General features: G+C 69.7%; 14 protein-coding genes and 1 riboswitch. Of the genes, 9 read left to right on the top strand and 5 right to left on the bottom strand.

What is annotated here, in order from left to right; translation table 11 throughout:
* Positions 1 to 89: 89 nt before the first annotated feature.
* Both BBK14_RS02455 and BBK14_RS02450 read left to right on the top strand, forming a co-directional pair.
* Positions 90 to 482, top strand: coding sequence for a BlaI/MecI/CopY family transcriptional regulator (locus BBK14_RS02455; protein ID WP_071059606.1), 393 nt, complete (start codon positions 90 to 92; stop codon positions 480 to 482).
* Positions 479 to 1,408 carry a M56 family metallopeptidase gene (locus BBK14_RS02450; protein WP_071059605.1) on the top strand — a complete coding sequence of 310 codons (930 nt, stop codon included), beginning with the start codon at positions 479 to 481 and terminating at the stop codon, positions 1,406 to 1,408. The genes BBK14_RS02455 and BBK14_RS02450 overlap by 4 nt, the downstream gene beginning before the upstream one ends.
* Positions 1,409 to 2,015: 607 nt before the next feature.
* Here BBK14_RS02450 and BBK14_RS02445 read toward each other — a convergent pair.
* The 4 genes from BBK14_RS02445 to BBK14_RS02430 form a co-directional block, all read right to left on the bottom strand.
* On the bottom strand, positions 2,016 to 2,957 hold the full coding sequence (locus BBK14_RS02445; protein WP_071059604.1) for a C40 family peptidase: 942 nt from the start codon (positions 2,955 to 2,957) through the stop codon (positions 2,016 to 2,018).
* Positions 2,958 to 3,118: 161 nt separating this feature from the next.
* Positions 3,119 to 3,311: riboswitch (cyclic di-AMP (ydaO/yuaA leader) on the bottom strand.
* A gap of 752 nt (positions 3,312 to 4,063) precedes the next feature.
* The gene (locus BBK14_RS02440; protein WP_071059603.1) at positions 4,064 to 4,663 is read right to left on the bottom strand and encodes a DUF305 domain-containing protein; all 600 of its coding nucleotides are present in this window, start codon (positions 4,661 to 4,663) and stop codon (positions 4,064 to 4,066) included.
* A 91-nt stretch (positions 4,664 to 4,754) separates the two neighbouring features.
* Positions 4,755 to 5,159: a hypothetical protein gene (locus BBK14_RS02435; protein ID WP_131802144.1), complete on the bottom strand. Its 405-nt coding sequence runs from the start codon at positions 5,157 to 5,159 to the stop codon at positions 4,755 to 4,757.
* 636 nt (positions 5,160 to 5,795) lie between these two features.
* Positions 5,796 to 8,336, bottom strand: a complete 2,541-nt coding sequence (locus BBK14_RS02430) for a heavy metal translocating P-type ATPase (RefSeq protein WP_071059601.1) — start codon at positions 8,334 to 8,336, stop codon at positions 5,796 to 5,798.
* 622 nt (positions 8,337 to 8,958) lie between these two features.
* On the opposite strand from BBK14_RS02430, the gene BBK14_RS02425 reads away from it, so the two are divergent.
* From BBK14_RS02425 to BBK14_RS02400, 6 genes are all read left to right on the top strand, one after another.
* Positions 8,959 to 10,185: an urease accessory protein UreH domain-containing protein gene (locus BBK14_RS02425; RefSeq protein ID WP_241831054.1), complete on the top strand. Its 1,227-nt coding sequence runs from the start codon at positions 8,959 to 8,961 to the stop codon at positions 10,183 to 10,185.
* 41 nt (positions 10,186 to 10,226) lie between these two features.
* Entirely contained in the window at positions 10,227 to 10,448 is a 222-nt protein-coding gene (locus tag BBK14_RS02420; RefSeq protein WP_071059600.1) for a heavy-metal-associated domain-containing protein, read from the top strand.
* Between the two features lie 422 nt (positions 10,449 to 10,870).
* Entirely contained in the window at positions 10,871 to 11,548 is a 678-nt protein-coding gene (locus BBK14_RS02415) for a hypothetical protein (RefSeq protein WP_071059599.1), read from the top strand.
* A 245-nt stretch (positions 11,549 to 11,793) separates the two neighbouring features.
* Complete coding sequence (locus BBK14_RS02410) at positions 11,794 to 12,000, top strand: heavy-metal-associated domain-containing protein (protein ID WP_071059598.1); 207 nt, start codon at positions 11,794 to 11,796, stop codon at positions 11,998 to 12,000.
* Between the two features lie 55 nt (positions 12,001 to 12,055).
* Positions 12,056 to 13,030 carry a hypothetical protein gene (locus tag BBK14_RS02405; protein WP_071059597.1) on the top strand — a complete coding sequence of 325 codons (975 nt, stop codon included), beginning with the start codon at positions 12,056 to 12,058 and terminating at the stop codon, positions 13,028 to 13,030.
* Between the two features lie 24 nt (positions 13,031 to 13,054).
* The gene (locus BBK14_RS02400; protein WP_116429960.1) at positions 13,055 to 15,424 is read left to right on the top strand and encodes a heavy metal translocating P-type ATPase; all 2,370 of its coding nucleotides are present in this window, start codon (positions 13,055 to 13,057) and stop codon (positions 15,422 to 15,424) included.
* Positions 15,425 to 15,539: 115 nt separating this feature from the next.
* Here BBK14_RS02400 and BBK14_RS38015 read toward each other — a convergent pair whose 3' ends face one another.
* Complete coding sequence (locus tag BBK14_RS38015; protein ID WP_157904197.1) at positions 15,540 to 15,722, bottom strand: hypothetical protein; 183 nt, start codon at positions 15,720 to 15,722, stop codon at positions 15,540 to 15,542.
* Positions 15,723 to 15,930: 208 nt separating this feature from the next.
* Here BBK14_RS38015 and BBK14_RS41895 point away from each other — a divergent pair.
* On the top strand, positions 15,931 to 16,368 hold a 438-nt coding region (locus tag BBK14_RS41895), incomplete at its 3' end, for a helix-turn-helix domain-containing protein (protein ID WP_198541145.1).

Genomic DNA, 16,368 nt, shown 5'->3' with positions numbered 1-16,368 from the left:
AAGGCGGTGACCGGGGCAAGCAGGACCGCTCGCGTAGGCGCGGGATGAGATGGACGCGGTGCTTGTCGGGTGCCGTACGAGGGGGAGTTGTGGAACAACTCGGCGACCTGGAAGCCGAAATCATGGACCGGGTGTGGTCCGCACGCGGGCCGGTGGCTGTCCGTGATGTCCGGGCACTACTCGCGCCAACACGCCCGTTGGCCTACACGACCGTGATGACCGTCATGGACCGGCTGTTCCACAAAGGGTGGCTGACCCGGGAACGAGCCGGACGTTCCTACCGCTACCAGCCCGCATTGGGCCGAAGCGCCTACACCGCCCAGCTGATGAGATCCGTGCTTTCCGAGGCGGACGACCGAGGCCTGACGCTGCTCCACTTCGTGCACGCCATGGATGCTGCGGAGTACGAGACGTTGCGCGAAGCGGTGCAGTGGCACTCCTCCAGCCGTGGTCGCGACGATGAGGAACCCACCCCATCATGATCTTTGGTGTTCTCGCGGTGTACGCGGCCCTCGTCGCCCACGGTCTGCCCTACGCCCTCCGCACTGCTTCCTGGACGTCCCGTGCGCCGCGGCTCGCCGTCGCCATGTGGCTGGCCGCGATGATCTCCGTGGTCTCCGTGGCGGTACTGGCCGCAACGCTCCTGTTCATACCGCTGCACGCGATCGGGGACACGCTGGTTCTGCTTGTCCAGTGGTGCGGTTGGACCAACCACAACCTGACGATCTCCATCCACTGGACGACTCCACGAGTTGCCGGCGTCGTCCTGAGCACCGCTGCGGCGCTCCGCCTCCTTCATGTCGCCGTCGCCGTCACCGTCACCGGCCGTCGATCGCGCGTCCGTCATCGGCATGACGTCCGATTGCTCGGGCGCTTTCATCCCACACTTCGGATCTACGTACTGGATCATGCTGATCGCAGTGCGTTCTGCCTACCGGGCCGGAGCGGGGGCGTCGTCGTCACCGAAGGCGCGCTGCAAGCGTTGCATCCCACCGAACTCGACGCCGTCATCGCGCATGAACGCGCCCATCTCGCAGGCAGACACCACCTCATCCTCACGACGGCAGCCGTGCTGGCCGGAGCCTTCCCAGCCGTGCCGCTCTTCGGGACAGGACAGGAGGAGCTACGCCGACTCGTCGAACTCACCGCTGACGACAGCGCGGCCCGGCGCAGCGCTCCCCGCGTCGTCGCCGAAGCAGTGCTACGGCTCGCGGCTCCCCCAGCATCCGTGCTGGGCATGGCGAACACCGGCGTACGGCAACGGGTACTGCGTCTCTTGACCGCGGAGCCGCCCCTGTCCCGTCCCGCCGTCGTGGCTCGCAGCCTCATCGTCGCCGTGCTGCTCCTCCTGCCACTCGTTATGACCACGGTTCCCGCCCTCAATGAGCTCGGATATCACTGCGTCTGATCGTCTCGCTGCGACCGCCTGCAGCACCATGGCCTTCACAGCGGCGTGGGACTCAGACCAGACCGGCTGGCCTACTAGGGGATCGGTTGCGCCGGTTCAAAACTGCCCGCGACTCGTCACGGCGCTGAACATCGACCTCGCAATGCCAGCCCGGCCCGTGGCGAGTGACCGATAACCGGGACGCGGCCGGTGCGGAAACTAAGACACCGGGGCCTATCTAGAGCCGGCCTCGCGAACCACGGCACGGATCGCGTCGGCGCCGGGCTGTCGGTCCGCGGTCACCTCCACCTGGCCTAAGGCCAGGTGGAGGCGGACGTCGGATGCACCTTCCACGCTAATGATCTTGCCGTGCTCAGTCGTGACGGAGCTGGTACAAGGCCCTCGGGTCGTCCCCGTCACAGTGAACGTGCGCTGGCGGCCATGGCGACGGACGAGCGAAGTGCGGCTCCGGCCCGTCCGGGCGGACGCGACATAAGCCAGAATCAGTGTCCTTTACGCCTGGGCCGAACAGCATCCCCTACCCCCTTGGTCGCCAACCTCCGCTGCAACGACCACCGGCACCTCGCCGCCGAAAGCCGCCCGGGCCACGATGGCCAGTGGAACCGGCTCAGGTCACCCGACCGACCGAGTAGGAGTCCGCCCAGATGGTCTGGAGCTTCACCACGTCACCGGTCTTCGGCGCGACCCACATCTTCCCGCCACCGGCGTAGATCCCCATGTGGTAGATCGCGCCGGGCTGGCCGAAGAAGATGAGATCGCCTGGCTGTTCGGAGCCCTGAGCGATCCTGGTTGTCGCCGCGTACTGCTGGTCGGTGGTCCGGGGAAGTGTCTTGCCGAGCTGCTTGTAGATGTACTGCACCAGGCCGGAGCAGTCGAAGCTGTACGGCCCGGTCGCCCCGTAGACGTAGGGCTTACCGGCTTGCCGCGACGCCAGGTATACGGCTTTCTCCCCGAGCGTGTTGGCCGGGATGCTGACGTCGACCGCCGGAGTCTCGACGTTCACGGCATTTCTGGTGCCCTGCACAGATACCGGCGGCGGGGCCGGGCGTACGCGCAGCGTCGCCTCGTTCTCCGAGCGGGCGGACTGGAGGGCGTCCGTTCCATCGAAGATCACCGTGACGTTCGTGGTGATGAGGACGCGGGCCGTGTAGGAGGCGAAGCCACGCTCGTCGGTGGTCAGGTGCAGGAAGGTCGCCCAGCCGGTGGGTAGCTTGACCTGTACCTTGATGAGCTGGTCCGCCAGCGGGGCGTGGGTCTCCTCGTTGAACAGCGAGAAGCCGACATTGACAGGCTCGTCCGCGTTGACAGTCACGTCGGGGTTCGTCACGCGCAGACCCACGTCGATCTTGGACGACAGAGTCGGTGCAGAGATGTCCGTCGTGGCATCAAGGACGGTGCGCGACGCGCCCTCTCCCGCGGCACCCTGGACGGGGCCGTCGACTGCCACCCGGGACCCGATCTGGGTCGCGAGCGTCAGTGACGTGGTGTTCGTGCTGTCGTCCAACGCGCCGTCCGAGCTGGGCTCCGGCGCACATCCAGCGAGAGCCATACCGGAGACCACGACAGTGCCAGTGGTCACCGCTGCGACAGCGCGGGCCCGCGCTCTGGCCCGGCTCGACGCTGTGGGGACGGACGGAGCCCGGTGGCGACCGCGTCCCTCCTGTCGGCGTCTTTCTGCATCAAGCTGCGCACTCTGCGCAGACACCATGGTGATCCTTCCCCTACGCCTGCGAGGTGAGCTGTCGGGTTCGGGCTGGGAGCCCGACCGAACGCCCTGTGCGTATTCGGCTTCACCCCAAGGGCATCGAAGGAGGCGACGCCCGGAGGAACGTGGTTCCCCCGCTCCTGCCCCAGATGCAAGTCGGAGGGGTCACCGGACCGGGGGCAGGATTCGGCGTACGGTCCGATGCTGCAGCAGATGCACACACTACCGACTACAGAGCATAGTAGGTAGCAATCGGAAGATCTCAGAAGATCTTCGACGGACATCCACGCCGCTCCAGCAAGATCTAGGTTCGCCGAGCGGAGTAGACGCGCCTTTGGAGTGCCTTCGATCACCAGATCGCGGTCAGACCGCCACCCAACCAAGCCTCCCCGGGCCCGCGCAGCGAGGATCAGGACAGCAATTCGGCGCACTGCATCCGGACACCACCCACCCTTCGCGAGGCTCGGCACCTACTACGAGACATAGTTGCCCGGGGTGAGGGGATCTCTCGGTGCTGACCTCTCCACCACCGAAAGACATTGATCATCGAGACTGGTGGCTGTCGGAAGGATTGACGGGACGTCTGTCGGGGCCGCCAAAGCCGCTGCGGCCCGCGGTGTCCGATGAACGGTCGGGTAGTCCGGGTGGATCGTCTTGCCCCGTCGCCTTGCTCGCAGGTCCGAAACGGGCCGTTAAGGCCACCATCTCCGGCAGGACGGTCTCCGGCACCGGCCTGGTGCCATGCCACGAGGGCCGCTCGCGGCCCACACCTGGTCCATGGCCTCGACTTCGAGGTCTCCCAGCCGTTCCGCTGTTCCGGTCGTCAGCTGTCTCGTCGTCAGGTCATTCGCCGCGACCGACGTTCGCGTTCGTCGTGCCGAGTGCCGCGCCTGGGACCCGAGGTGCCCTGGGGCACCGGCGCGCGGCCGGTGCCCCAGGGCCCTGCTCGGCTATCCGGTACCGAGCAGGCCCTTCATGGTCTCGACCTCTGTGGTCTGCGTGGACTCGATCGTCCTGGCCAGGGCCACGGCGTCGGGGAACTGTCCGTCCCGCTGTTCGGTGCGTGCCATCGCAATCGCACCCCCGTGGTGCCGGATCATCATCTCCAGGAACATGCGGTCGAAGTTCGGACCAGACGCCGTCTGGAGAGCGGTCAGGTCGCCCTCCGACATCATTCCCATGTCGTCGGTGCCATGACCGCCGGCGCCGGGCATGCCGGTGGGTTCGCCCCACGCCGCAAGCCAGCCGGTCATCGTCTCGATCTCCGGTGCTTGCGCGGTCCCGATCTGCTGGGCCAGCGCGAGCACCGCCGGATCGGCGGCCCGGTCGGGTGCCAGCTCCGCCATCTTCACGGCCTGCTGGTGGTGCGGGATCATCATCTGGGCGAACATCACGTCCGCGTTGTTGTGGGCGCTGTCGCTGGCCTCGCTGCTGCTCCCTGCTGTGGCGGACGACGGGCCCGTCGGGGTGTCGTCGCCCCCGCACGCCGCGAGCGTGGCTGTCAGGGCCAGTGCTACGGCGGCGAGTCCAAGGTGGCGTCTTCTTCGCACGAGTCGTCCTCGGTGTCGGATTGCCAACGGATCTGAGGCCGGAGTCGTCGAGCGCGCCGACAGGCGTGCGTGACGTCCGACGCAGGTCCGCTCACAGCCGCCACACGCAGTAGACAGACAGGTCGGTCACGTACCGAGGCGGCGGCGTCTGCGGTGGGTCGCCACGCGTCCTGGTGAAGGCAGAGGCACCGAAGGGGGTAGACATGGCCGCCAGGCCGTGTTGTTCGCCGCCGTGAACCGGTTCGGGGTCGTCCCGGAACACCGCCGAACAGAGCACGCCCTGGTGGCCGTGGGGTTCGGCCCCAGGCTCGTGCGAGTGGGACCAGTGCGGGTGAACGTCACGGTCGGTTCCCTGGACGCAGGGCGGCGAAACGAGCGCGTGCACCTGCGCGGCCAGGCCGGCGTGCATCGCCAGCAGCCCGAGCAGGACGGCTGACACGAGCGTGAGTCGAGCCCAGAGCGCGCCGTGTCGTGCCGGTGTCTCGCAGCGCGTCACGTCACCCTCTTCCGCGTCCGCCACCCAGAGCCTACTACGCAAGATAGTTGTTGCCGCCATGACCGTTCGCCCGCGGGGGCGCGAGGTGCCACCCAAGAAGGGRCCATCAGCCCTTTTACCTAGCCATGACTCCCCGAGGCTCGCTGGCCGAGGGCCACGACAAGGCCATGCACACGGCGGCGTTCCGAAGGAAAACTACTATGCTCCGTAGTGGTAGTTCGATTCGGGAGTTCGCCGCCAAGCTTGTAGAGGGGAGCAGAGTCCGTGCCCGCACCGACCTCCGATCGCCCGAAGCGGTTCGCGCGTCTGCAACCGTCCCGCGCCAGGTACCAGGCAGGCGGGTGCGCCGCGGCCGGACAGGCTGGTGGGTCCCCCGGTGATGTGGGTCAGCGACCCGTTCGTCGACTCCGGCAGGGGCTTCTGGGCCAAGCCGGAAGGCGCCAACCCCGGGGACACAGAGGAACCCGGAGGGCGGCTGGACCGGGCCCGACCCTGACGTCTTACTGCCCGGACCAGTACCGCACCCCGGACAACGTTGCCGCCTACGCCGGGCTGGGCCACGAGTTCGCCAACCGGTTCGAGCAGGTCGACATCCTGGTGTGCAGTGTCGGCACCGGCGGCCACCTCGCCGCGGTCCTAAGCCGAGGCCGGTTCTGTCAACGTTCGCGGCAGCTTCTGTCGTTTGAGCAGCAGGGCGTTCACCGCGACCAGGAAGCTGGACCCGGACATGGTCAGCGCGGCGATCTCGGGTCGTAGCGTGAGCCCGACGAGGGGTTCGAAGACGCCGGCGGCGATCGGCAGCGCGACCGCGTTGTAGCCGACGGCCCAGGCCAGGTTCTGGCGCATCTTGCGGACGGTGGCGCGGCCGATGAGCAGGGCGGCGGGCACGTCGAGCGGGTCGGAGCGCATGAGCACCACGTCCGCGGTCTCGATCGCCACATCGGTGCCGGCGCCGATCGCGATGCCGAGGTCGGCCTGTGCCAGCGCCGGAGCGTCGTTGACGCCGTCGCCGACCATCGCCACTCGTCGGCCGCCCGCCTGCAACCGGGCGACCTCGGTGGCCTTGTCGCCTGGCAGGACCTCGGCGATCACCGTGTCGATGCCGAGTTCCTTCGCGATCCGCTGCGCCGTGCCCAGGTTGTCGCCGGTGAGCATCACGACCTCGACGCCGGCGTCGTGCAGTGCGGCAACCGCCGCCGCGGCGGTCGGCCGCGGTGTGTCGGCGAACCCGACGATGCCGGCGATCCGCCCGTCGACCGCCACCAGCACGGCCGTGCGCCCGTCGGCCGCGAGGGCGTCCAGCCGGTGGGCGGCGTCGCCGAGCGCGACGCGCTCGGCCCGCATCAGCCGGCTGTTGCCGACCGCGACGCGGTGCCCGTCGACGGTGGCCACCGCGCCTTGCCCCGGGACGTTGCGGAACGCCTCGGCGTGGTGCCGGGGCATGCCGCGCGCGTCGGCACGGCGGGCGACCGCCGCCGCGAGCGGATGCTCGGATTCCCGTTCGACCGCAGCCGCCAACCGCAGCAGGTCCTCCTCGGGGAGGTCGATCGTCTCGACGTCGATGACCTCGGGCTCGCCCTTCGTCAGTGTGCCGGTCTTGTCCATGACAACCGCGGTGACGCCGGCAGCGGTCTCCAGCGCTGTCGCGTTCTTGAACAGGACGCCCCGGCCGGCACCCAGTCCGGTGCCCACCATGATCGCTGTCGGGGTGGCCAGACCGAGGGCGTCCGGGCAGGTGATGACGACGACGGTGATCGCGAACAGCACCGCCTCCTGCGTCGGTCGGTCGGTGGCGAGCAGCCACACCAGCAGGGTGGCGAGCCCGCCCATAAGGGCTATCAGGACGAGCCAGTACGCGGCCCGGTCAGCCAGCCGCTGGCCGGGAGCCTTGCTGTTCTGCGCCTCCTGGACCAGGGAGACGATCTGCGCCAGGGCGGTGTCGACGCCGACTTTCGTCGCTCGGACCCGCAGGGTGCCGGTGGTGTTGATGGTGGCACCGATCGCCTCGGAACCCGGCGCCTTGTGGACGGGCAGGCTCTCGCCGGTGACCATCGACTCGTCAATGTCGGACTCGCCGTCAGCGACCACTCCGTCGACCGGAATCTTGCCGCCCGGCCGGACCAGCAGCAGGTCCCCGACGACCACCTGCGCGGTCGACACCTCGACAGGTTCGCCGCCCCGTAGCACCAACGCCTTCTCAGGCGCCAGCTCCAGCAACGAGCGGATCGCGTCGTTGGCGCCGCCGCGGGCACGCATCTCGAACCAGTGGCCCAGCAACACGAAGGCGGCGAGCACGGTAGCCGCCTCGTAGAAGACCTCGCCGCCGCCGGTGAGGGTGACGACCAGGGAGTACGTCCAGCCGGTACCGATCGCGACGGCGACGAGGACCATCATGTCCAGGGTCCGCGCACGTAGCGCTCTGAACGCCCCGTCGAAGAAGATCCACGAAGCCCAGAAGATCACTGGCAGGCTCAGGAACAGCTGGAACACGTCGTCGCGCAGCCCAAGCGGGGCGGGAACCTCGAAGCCGAGCACGTCCCTGCCGATCGCCGACCACAGCAGGATCGGGACCGAGAAGATCACAGCCACCAGGAATCGGTGGCGCATGTCGGCGACCATCCCGGCCATCGACAGGTCGCCGTGCCCGCCGTGGCCCATTGCCTTGTGCGGAGAGGCGACCGGGGTCCGGTCGTCTCCTGGTCCGTGGCCGGCGTGCCGAGCGTGTGGTTCGTGCACGGCGTGTGCCTCGTGGGCAGCAGGCGTGTGAGGGGGATGGTGCGACGGGACGTCCGGTCGGGGTCCGACCTGGCCGGACCGCGGTTCGCTCGCGGCCTCGGCATCCGAAGCCCTCGCAGGTGAGACCGGCACGGACGCTACCGGTGTGTGTGCGGGGGGCCGCCCCGGTTCGGCGAAGGGATCACAGATGTGCGCCGGAACGGACAGCCCGTCGCAGTGGTAGCCGCAGTCGCGAATCCAGCCCGCCAGCTGCGCCGTCGAGGTCTGTTCCGGGTCGAAGCGGACCAGCGCGGTCTGCGCCACCGGATTCGCCGCCACCTCGACCACCCCTGGGCGTCGGCCCAGCACGGCCTCGACCCGCGCCTTCTCCGTCGCCCACCGCAGCCCGGAGACCTCCAGAACCACGGTCGACGTCCGACCGTCGTCCACCTGTGAAGACATGACCGGCTCCTCCCCGCAAACGACCGCCGGCGGGCCGAGCCAGGCCCGCGCTCGGACCAGAGAACATACATCTATACCCCCCATGGGTATAGATGCGTTGCGTTGCCCACGGGAAGGCAGGCGGCAGGTCCGCCCGGGTCGCGCTCCCCCGCACCCGGTCGGGCCACGGGACCGGAAGTGGGCTGAGAGTGGCGGACCACCAAGCCTTCGCTATCTACTGCACCCCGTAGTAAGTCATCAAGCCGCATCATCTTCCTTGGACGGTTGGATCGCCTGCCCACCCTGCCCCCGCGACAAAGGCCTAGATGCCTGGGGCAGGAACTACCAGGATCGAGGGCGCCAGCCGCTGCCACCGTCGCTCTCTCGGCAGCAGGAAGGACCACTTCGGCCGGTCACTGTTGACCCGTTTGTCTACTACGTGCGGTAGTGGTTTAGCGTAGCCTTCGGCCACTCACGCCGGACCGCGTGCCGATCCTGCCCCGGTCTCGGCGCTCCCTTCGACATGCACGTCGGGCAGGAAAAGGGTTCCGTCCTTCCTCCGGGCGCCACGACTGGCGAGGCCCCGGATAGGGAAGCCGGACACGGCAGCCGGTAGGCGCCGCCGTACGAGAAGGAGCCCGCGATGTCGGGCGTCGCTGCCAGCGCCTTCTCGCGAGACGCCCAGCTGGTGCTCGACCGGGAGTCCTTCGGTACCCTCGTCCGCCGTCGCGGAGGTTCGGTGAATCTCGCAACTGTTCTCGTGACCGGCTTGTTTGCGGGCGGGGTGTCCTGTGCCGCGGTACAGGGCGGACTGCTGACCGGTCTGATCACCCGGCAGCGTGCTGCGGCGGCGGGATCAGCGCGGCTGCCCGGTGGCGCACCCGTCCGAGGCCGCCACTCGGCCCGTGGCCAACGGGCGCGGTCTGGTCCAGGGATGCGGTCGCCGCAAGCAGGGAAGGAACCGGACTGGCGCACGCAGCTCGGCGACGACCTCGTGCCGGTCGGTGGGTTCCTGGCCGGCAAGTTGGTCTCCCACGTCCTGCTCGGGGCACTGCTGGGAGCGGCCGGCAGCGCGGTGGAACTCTCGGTCGACGCGCGCACCTGGCTACAGACCGGCGCCGGCCTGCTGATCATGCTGTTCGGTCTCGCCCAGCTGGGCGTACCCGGATTCCGCCGCGTCGTCGTTGAACCGCCCGCGTCGTGGACGAGGATCGTCCGCAGGCGCGCCCGTTCCCAGGCCGCGTTGGCACCGGCGCTGCTCGGCCTGGCCACCGTGCTCATCCCGTGCGGCGTGACGCTGTCGGTGGAGGCGCTGGCACTCGCGTCCGGGTCTGCGCTGGCGGGCGCGGCCACGATGGGTGTGTTCGTCCTTGGCACCGGCCCGCTGTTCGCCGTCCTCGGCTACGCCGCCCGCAAGGCCGCGACCGCGTGGCGCGGCCGACTGGCCGTGGTCACCGGACTGGTCGTGCTGGCGATGGGGCTCTACACCCTCAACGGCGGCCTGCAGCTCGCCGGCTCGCCCCTGGCCGCCAACCGGCTCGCCGAGACCCTCGGTCTCTCCCAGCCGCCGACGGCCGATACGTCCGCCGCCTCGACCGCCGAGGGCCGTCAGACCGTGGAAATCACCGCTCGCGCCGATGCCTACAGCCCAGGCAACGTCCAGGTACAGGCCGGTGTGCCCACCACGCTGGTCGTGCACTCGGACAACGTGCAGGGCTGCATCCGGTCGTTCGTCATCCCCGACCGCGACGTCGAGGAGATCCTGCCGGCCCAGGGTGACACGACGATCGACCTGGGCGTCCTGGAGCCCGGCCAGCTGCGCTATGCGTGCGGCATGGGCATGTACACCGGCCTCATCACCGTCGTCTGACCGCCTCCGCTTCGATCGAACAAGGAGAACGGAGTACTACAGTGTCCGTCGCCACACACACGTTCCGCGTCGAAGGAATGCACTGCGGCAGCTGCTCGCTGCTCATCGACGACGCGCTGGAGGACCTGCCAGGCGTGCGCGCCACCCAGACCGCCCTCAAGCAGGCGCGCACCACGGTCGAACTCGACCTCAGCCAGAACAGCCCGCAGGACGTGGTCAAGGTGATCGAAGAACTCGGCTACCGGGCCTCGCCGCTGTTGTGACGGATCCGGGCAGCGGACACGCGAGCTGGCGGCACGCCGCGGAGGACGAAGCTCCGGGTGGACGACACCGCGGGCATTCCGCCACGGAGTGGCCCATCGATACGGCGCCTACCAGTGGCCCATACGACTACCGCGCCGGCGCGCCCGACCACGTGAGGCGAACCGTGGACAGTCCACCAACCGCACCGCTCGTCATCCGCCAGACGGGACGCCACGCGGCACGCAACGCGACCCCGGCCAGGCGGTCGTCCCCGCGGCCGGGCGCGACCTCGGAGCGGCTTCGTCCGGGCGACCGGCATGAGCACGAGCAGATCGAGGGCCCCTATCCGTCTTCGGCGTCGTACACCGACTCGTCCCCGGGCCCGGTCGATACTGCGGGCGCGTCACGCACGACAGGTCGGAGGCGAACCGAGCCTCGGATCATGACCGACATCGGGGCAGGCAGGATCATGGCGGCGTTCGCCTCGCTCGGCGCCGCCGCCACCCATCTCGCTGTCGCGCCGAGCCACTTCGGTGACTGGCAGCTGTCAGGGATGTTCTTCTTCGCGACGGCGGTCTTCCAGGCGGGCTGGGCGCTCGCTGTGATGTGGGGGGCCGGCGGGCGGACGATGGCAGCGGGCCTGCTGGTCAACGCCGGGTCGATCCTGTTGTGGGCAGTCAGCCGGACCTCCGGGCTACCCGTCGGCCCCCACTCCGGCATGCCCGAACAGATCGACAGAGTCGACCTCACCACGGTCGCGTTCGAGGCAGCGGTCTGCGTCCTCGCGCTGTGGTGCCTGTGGTCCCGGCACGCGCGCGGGTTCCGCTCCTCGCTCAGCGCGGCCGTCGTGATCGGTGCCGCTGGCGCCGGTGTTGCCGGCCTCGCGCTGCCCGCGGTAGAACTCGCCGGTTCGCACAGCCACGGCCACGAGACCACGGACGAGTCCGTCCCGCACTCCCACGGTCAGGACGGGGAGCATCCAGCGACCCCAACCCCAGGCGGCGGCGAAGGCGGGACGCCCCCCACACCACCGACGGTGGGAGAGACCGGCGAACCGGAGCGGCCTGCGCCCGCGTCGAGCCACGCCCATCGCCCCGGCACCGCACCTCACGAGGACTGAGTCTGGCTTCCCGCGCTTCCGCGCTGGCGGGTGACGTAGGACGGCACGCTCGGTCGACCGGGGCGGGGCGATRGACGTGGGACGGCGAGTCGACCGCGCGTTCCTTCTGCCAGTGGCAGCGAAGGGCGCACCCCTTCCCATGGATACCCCCCAGGGGTATGTTCGGTACGTCGAGTTGGCCGCCGCCAGTACGCGCGGCCCGTCAAGTACCGGCGCATTACCAGACTCCGAGAGAGGACCTCCCGATGACCACGACCACCTACACCGTCACGGGCATGACCTGCGCCCACTGTGTCGCCTCGGTCACCGAAGAACTCGGCGAGATCGCCGGCGTCACCGACGTGGCCGTGGACCTGGGCTCCGGCGCGGTCACTGTGACCAGCGACCGGCAGCTCGATCCGACCAAGGTGCGCACCGCGGTCGAGGAGGCCGGCTACCAGCTCGTCGGCTGAGGCCGGCGCCCTGCGGGTCGCGGCCACGGCCAGGCCCCGCGAGAAGGGAGTGCGAATGAACACGATCGCGAAACTGTCCGCCTTCGGCACAGCGCTCGCCCTGGTCATCGGTGGTGCCTACGGCGTCGGTGCGGCGGTCGGTCCGCTGGACGCGGCCACCACCAGCCCGGAGCACAGCTCCGACACCGGCAGCACCGGCCACGGGGACGGCCACGGCGGCACCGCCTCCGATGACGCCTCGGACAACGCCTCGGACCTGCCGGGCGGGTTGGCGTCGAGCCTGAGCGGCTACACCTTCACACCCACCGCGTCGGCCTTGACACTGGATGACACGGACGACTTCACGTTCCGGATCACCGGGCCTGACGGGGACGCCRTCACCGCCTTCGACGTCGAGCACGACAAGCGGATGCACCTGATCGTGGTGCGCCGCGACGGCAGTGCGTTCCAGCACCTCCATCCGACGATGGCACCCGACGGGACCTGGTCCGTTCCCCTACGGGTGCGCACGGCTGGTTCCTACCGGGCATTCGCGGACTTCACCCCCACCGGCGCCACGGCCACCACCCTGGGCGTCGACCTGACCGCGCCGGGCCGGTTCGAGYCGATCACCCACCCGCCGACACGCAGCGCTTCGGTGGACGGCTACGAGGTGACTCTCGCCGGCGACCTGGTCGGCGGGCAGGCGTCGCCGCTCACCCTGACGGTTCACAAGGACGGGCAGCCGGTGACGGACCTGGAGCCCTACCTTGGCGCCTACGGGCACCTGGTGGCGCTGCGTGAGGGCGATCTGGCCTACCTGCACGTACATCCCGACGGCGAGGACACGTCAGCCGGCCCGGACATCCCGTTCGTGGCCGACGTACCCACCCAAGGCAGCTACCGGCTGTTCCTCGACTTCCGACACGACGGAGTCGTCCGCACAGCGGAGTTCACGGTGCCCACCGGACCGGCCGTGCCGGACGCCGCCACGACATCGCCCACGACATCGCCCACGGCGGGGCACGCCGACGACAGCCACGGGCACTGATCGCGAGAGGAGACATCGGCCGGCATGAGCACCACAACCACAACCGCCACCACCACCACGGCGCACGCCACCGACGCCCCGGTCACCGAGATCGAGCTCGCGATCGGCGGGATGACCTGCGCGTCCTGCGCGAACCGGGTCGAGCGAAGACTCAACAGGATCGATGGTGTCACCGCCACGGTCAACTACGCCACAGAGAAGGCCCGGGTGAGCGCCCCCGAGGGCGTCGACCCGGCCGTGCTGGTCGCCCAGGTGGAGGCAGCCGGCTACACCGCCGAACTGCCCCGGCCTCCGGCCGCGGGCCTGGAACCGGCCGCAGGTGTGGCCGGCACCGAACCCGATCCGACCCGGCCGCTGCGCCACCGCCTGATCACCAGCATCGTGCTCGCGGTTCCGGTCATCGTGATGGCGATGGTCCCAGCGCTGCAGTTCACGAACTGGCAGTGGTTCTCGCTGGCTCTGGCGAGCCCCGTCGTGACCTGGGCCGCCTGGCCCTTCCACCGCGCCGCCTGGACGAACCTGCGACATGGCGCCGCGACGATGGACACGCTGATCTCGATCGGCGTCGGTGCGGCGTTCGGCTGGTCGTTGTACGCGTTGCAGTTCGGCACAGCCGGGACGCCGGGGATGACGCACCCGTTCGAGCTGACGATCGCCCGCGGCGACGGCACCGGCAACATCTACCTGGAAGTCGCGGCCGGAGTCACCACCTTCATCCTCGCCGGCCGGTACTTCGAGGTGCGGGCCAAGCGGCAGGCCGGCGCTGCGCTGCGCGCGCTGCTCGAACTCGGCGCCAAGGACGTGGCGGTCCTGCGGGACGGCACGGAGGTCCGGGTCCCGATCGGGCAGCTGGCCGTCGGCGAGCGGTTCGTCGTCCGGCCCGGCGAGCGGATCGCCACCGACGGCACGGTCGAAGAAGGCTCCTCGGCCGTCGACGCCTCGATGCTGACCGGCGAGTCCGTCCCCGTGGAGGTCGCCCCGGGCGACTCCGTCACCGGCTCGACGGTGAACGCCGGCGGGCGGCTGGTCGTGCGCGCCACCCGGGTCGGCGCCGACACCCAGCTGGCCCAGATGGCGAAGCTCGTCGAGGACGCCCAGAACGGCAAGGCCGCCGCGCAGCGGCTCGCCGACCGGATCTCCGGCGTGTTCGTGCCGGTCGTCATCGCCCTGGCCGCGGCCACCCTGGCCTTCTGGCTCGGCGCGGGCGCCGGCCCGGCCGCCGCGTTCACCGCCGCGGTCGCCGTCCTCATCATCGCCTGCCCGTGTGCCCTCGGGCTGGCCACCCCGACGGCACTGCTGGTCGGCACGGGCCGGGGAGCGCAGCTCGGCATCCTCATCAAGGGCCCCGAAGTACTCGAATCCACCCGGCGCGTCGACACGATCGTGCTCGACAAGACCGGCACCGTCACCACGGGACGCATGAACCTGGTCGAGATCCACGTTGCCGCCGGCGTCGACGAGACCGAGATGCTGCGGCTCGCCGGAGCGCTGGAGAACGCGTCCGAACACCCGATCGCCGCCGCGGTCGCCCGCGGCGCCCGCGAGCGGGTCGGCGACCTGCCCGACGTCGAGCAGTTCAGCAACCTCGAAGGACTCGGCGTCCAGGGGGTCGTCGACGGGCACGCCGTCCTCATCGGGCGGGCGGCCCTCCTGGAGAAGTGGAGCCAGCCGCTGCCGCCCGACCTCGCCACGGCCAGGACCACCGCCGAGGCGGCCGGCCGCACCGCCGTCGGCGTCGCCTGGGACGGGAAGGCCCGCGCCGTCCTCGTCGTCGCGGACGTCGTGAAACCCACCTCGKCACAGGCCGTTGCCCAGCTCCGCCGGCTGGGGCTCACCCCCGTGCTGCTCACCGGCGACAACACGGCCGTCGCACGCACGGTCGCGACAGAAGTAGGCATCGGAACCAGCCCGGGCACCCTCATCGCGGAGGTGCTGCCAGCCGACAAGGTCGACGTGATCAGGCGCCTGCAGGCCGAGGGCAAGGTCGTCGCGATGGTCGGCGACGGCGTCAACGACGCCCCCGCCCTCGCCCAGGCCGACCTCGGCCTCGCCATGGGCACCGGCACCGACGTCGCCATCGAGGCCAGCGATCTCACCCTCGTCCGCGGCGACCTGCGGGCCGCCGTCGACGCGATCCGGCTCTCCCGCCGCACCCTGGCAACCATCAGGGGCAACCTGTTCTGGGCGTTCGTCTACAACTTCGCCGCGCTGCCCCTGGCAGCGGCAGGCCTGCTCAACCCGATGATCGCCGGCGCCTCCATGGCGTTCAGCTCGGTGTTCGTCGTCGCCAACAGCCTGCGACTACGCAGGTTCACCGCACAAGTCGACATCTCACCCACCACGACAGCACCCATCCCCCGACCCCACCGAGACACCGCGAAGACATCCAGCTGAGACCGTTGGACCCGCTGGGCTACCCGGGTAGCAGCAACCTGTTCGCACCAGGGCGACGAGGATGACGCCGGACAGGACCAGGTTATACAGGCGGATCCGAGCACGCTGGTGGCGGTCAGGGCGGCAGGATCATCACAGCGACCAGCACGGACGCGACCGCGTTCGCGCGCTCCTCGGGCCAGCTGGTGACGGACACGGTGGACAGCAGGCCACCGCCCAGTAGTCCGTTAGCGGTGTAGGACGGGTTCGTGATCGCGGTGCTGGGCTGATTCGACCTGGAACGTACAGTTTTCAACATCAAAGTGGTCGGCCAGGCACTTTCCAAGCCTGTCGAGGCCCTGCTCCCCGTTCACGGGGGCATCGTCGACGACCACGCCTGGCACCGCCAGGATATGCGCACTGACCGCGAGTAGCTTCCAGCAGGACGTCGACCGCCGCACGTCTCAGCCCCTAGTGTCCCGGTCCGGAGATCTGCGATCTCATGGGACCTGCGGTGTCATGGAGGTATGGCAGGTAAGCCGAGTCTGCCGCTCGTGCTCACCGGGGCCGAGCGGCGGACCCTTCAGGGGTGGGCCAGCCGGCGCAGGACTGCGCAGGGCCTGGCCCAGCGGGCGCGCATCGTGTTGATGTGCGYGGATGACAGGACCAACAAGTCCGTGGCCGCCGAACTGGGAATCAGCCGGGACACGGTGGGCAGGTGGCGGAACCGGTTCGTCCGGCACCGGTGCGCCGGGCTCAGCGACGAGCCGAGGCGGGCGCGCCGCGCACGATCAGCGATGCCCAGGTCGAGGAGGTCGTGGTCCGCACTCTGGAAGAGGTGCCCGAAGGGGCCACCCATTGGTCCAAGCGCGAGCTCGCGAAGCGGGTGGGGATCTCTCCGACCAGCGTGCACCGCGTCTGGCGGGCCTTTGGCCTCAAGCCCTGGCTGGTCGAGGACTTCAAGG

Source organism: Parafrankia soli, from assembly GCF_001854695.1.
GTDB classification, from domain to species: domain Bacteria; phylum Actinomycetota; class Actinomycetes; order Frankiales; family Frankiaceae; genus Parafrankia; species Parafrankia soli.
The sequence above is the reverse complement of the archived record's forward strand: the minus strand, read 5'-3'. Positions and strand labels throughout refer to the sequence as shown.

Coding starts and splice junctions, on each gene's coding strand:
- BBK14_RS02425 (WP_241831054.1), top strand. CDS start 8,959: ATGTCGGGCGTCGCTGCCAGCGCCTTCTCGCGAGACGCCCAGCTGGTG.
- BBK14_RS38015 (WP_157904197.1), bottom strand. CDS start 15,722: ATGTTGAAAACTGTACGTTCCAGGTCGAATCAGCCCAGCACCGCGATC.
- BBK14_RS02445 (WP_071059604.1), bottom strand. CDS start 2,957: ATGGCTCTCGCTGGATGTGCGCCGGAGCCCAGCTCGGACGGCGCGTTG.
- BBK14_RS02450 (WP_071059605.1), top strand. CDS start 479: ATGATCTTTGGTGTTCTCGCGGTGTACGCGGCCCTCGTCGCCCACGGT.
- BBK14_RS02430 (WP_071059601.1), bottom strand. CDS start 8,336: ATGTCTTCACAGGTGGACGACGGTCGGACGTCGACCGTGGTTCTGGAG.
- BBK14_RS02410 (WP_071059598.1), top strand. CDS start 11,794: ATGACCACGACCACCTACACCGTCACGGGCATGACCTGCGCCCACTGT.
- BBK14_RS02415 (WP_071059599.1), top strand. CDS start 10,871: ATGACCGACATCGGGGCAGGCAGGATCATGGCGGCGTTCGCCTCGCTC.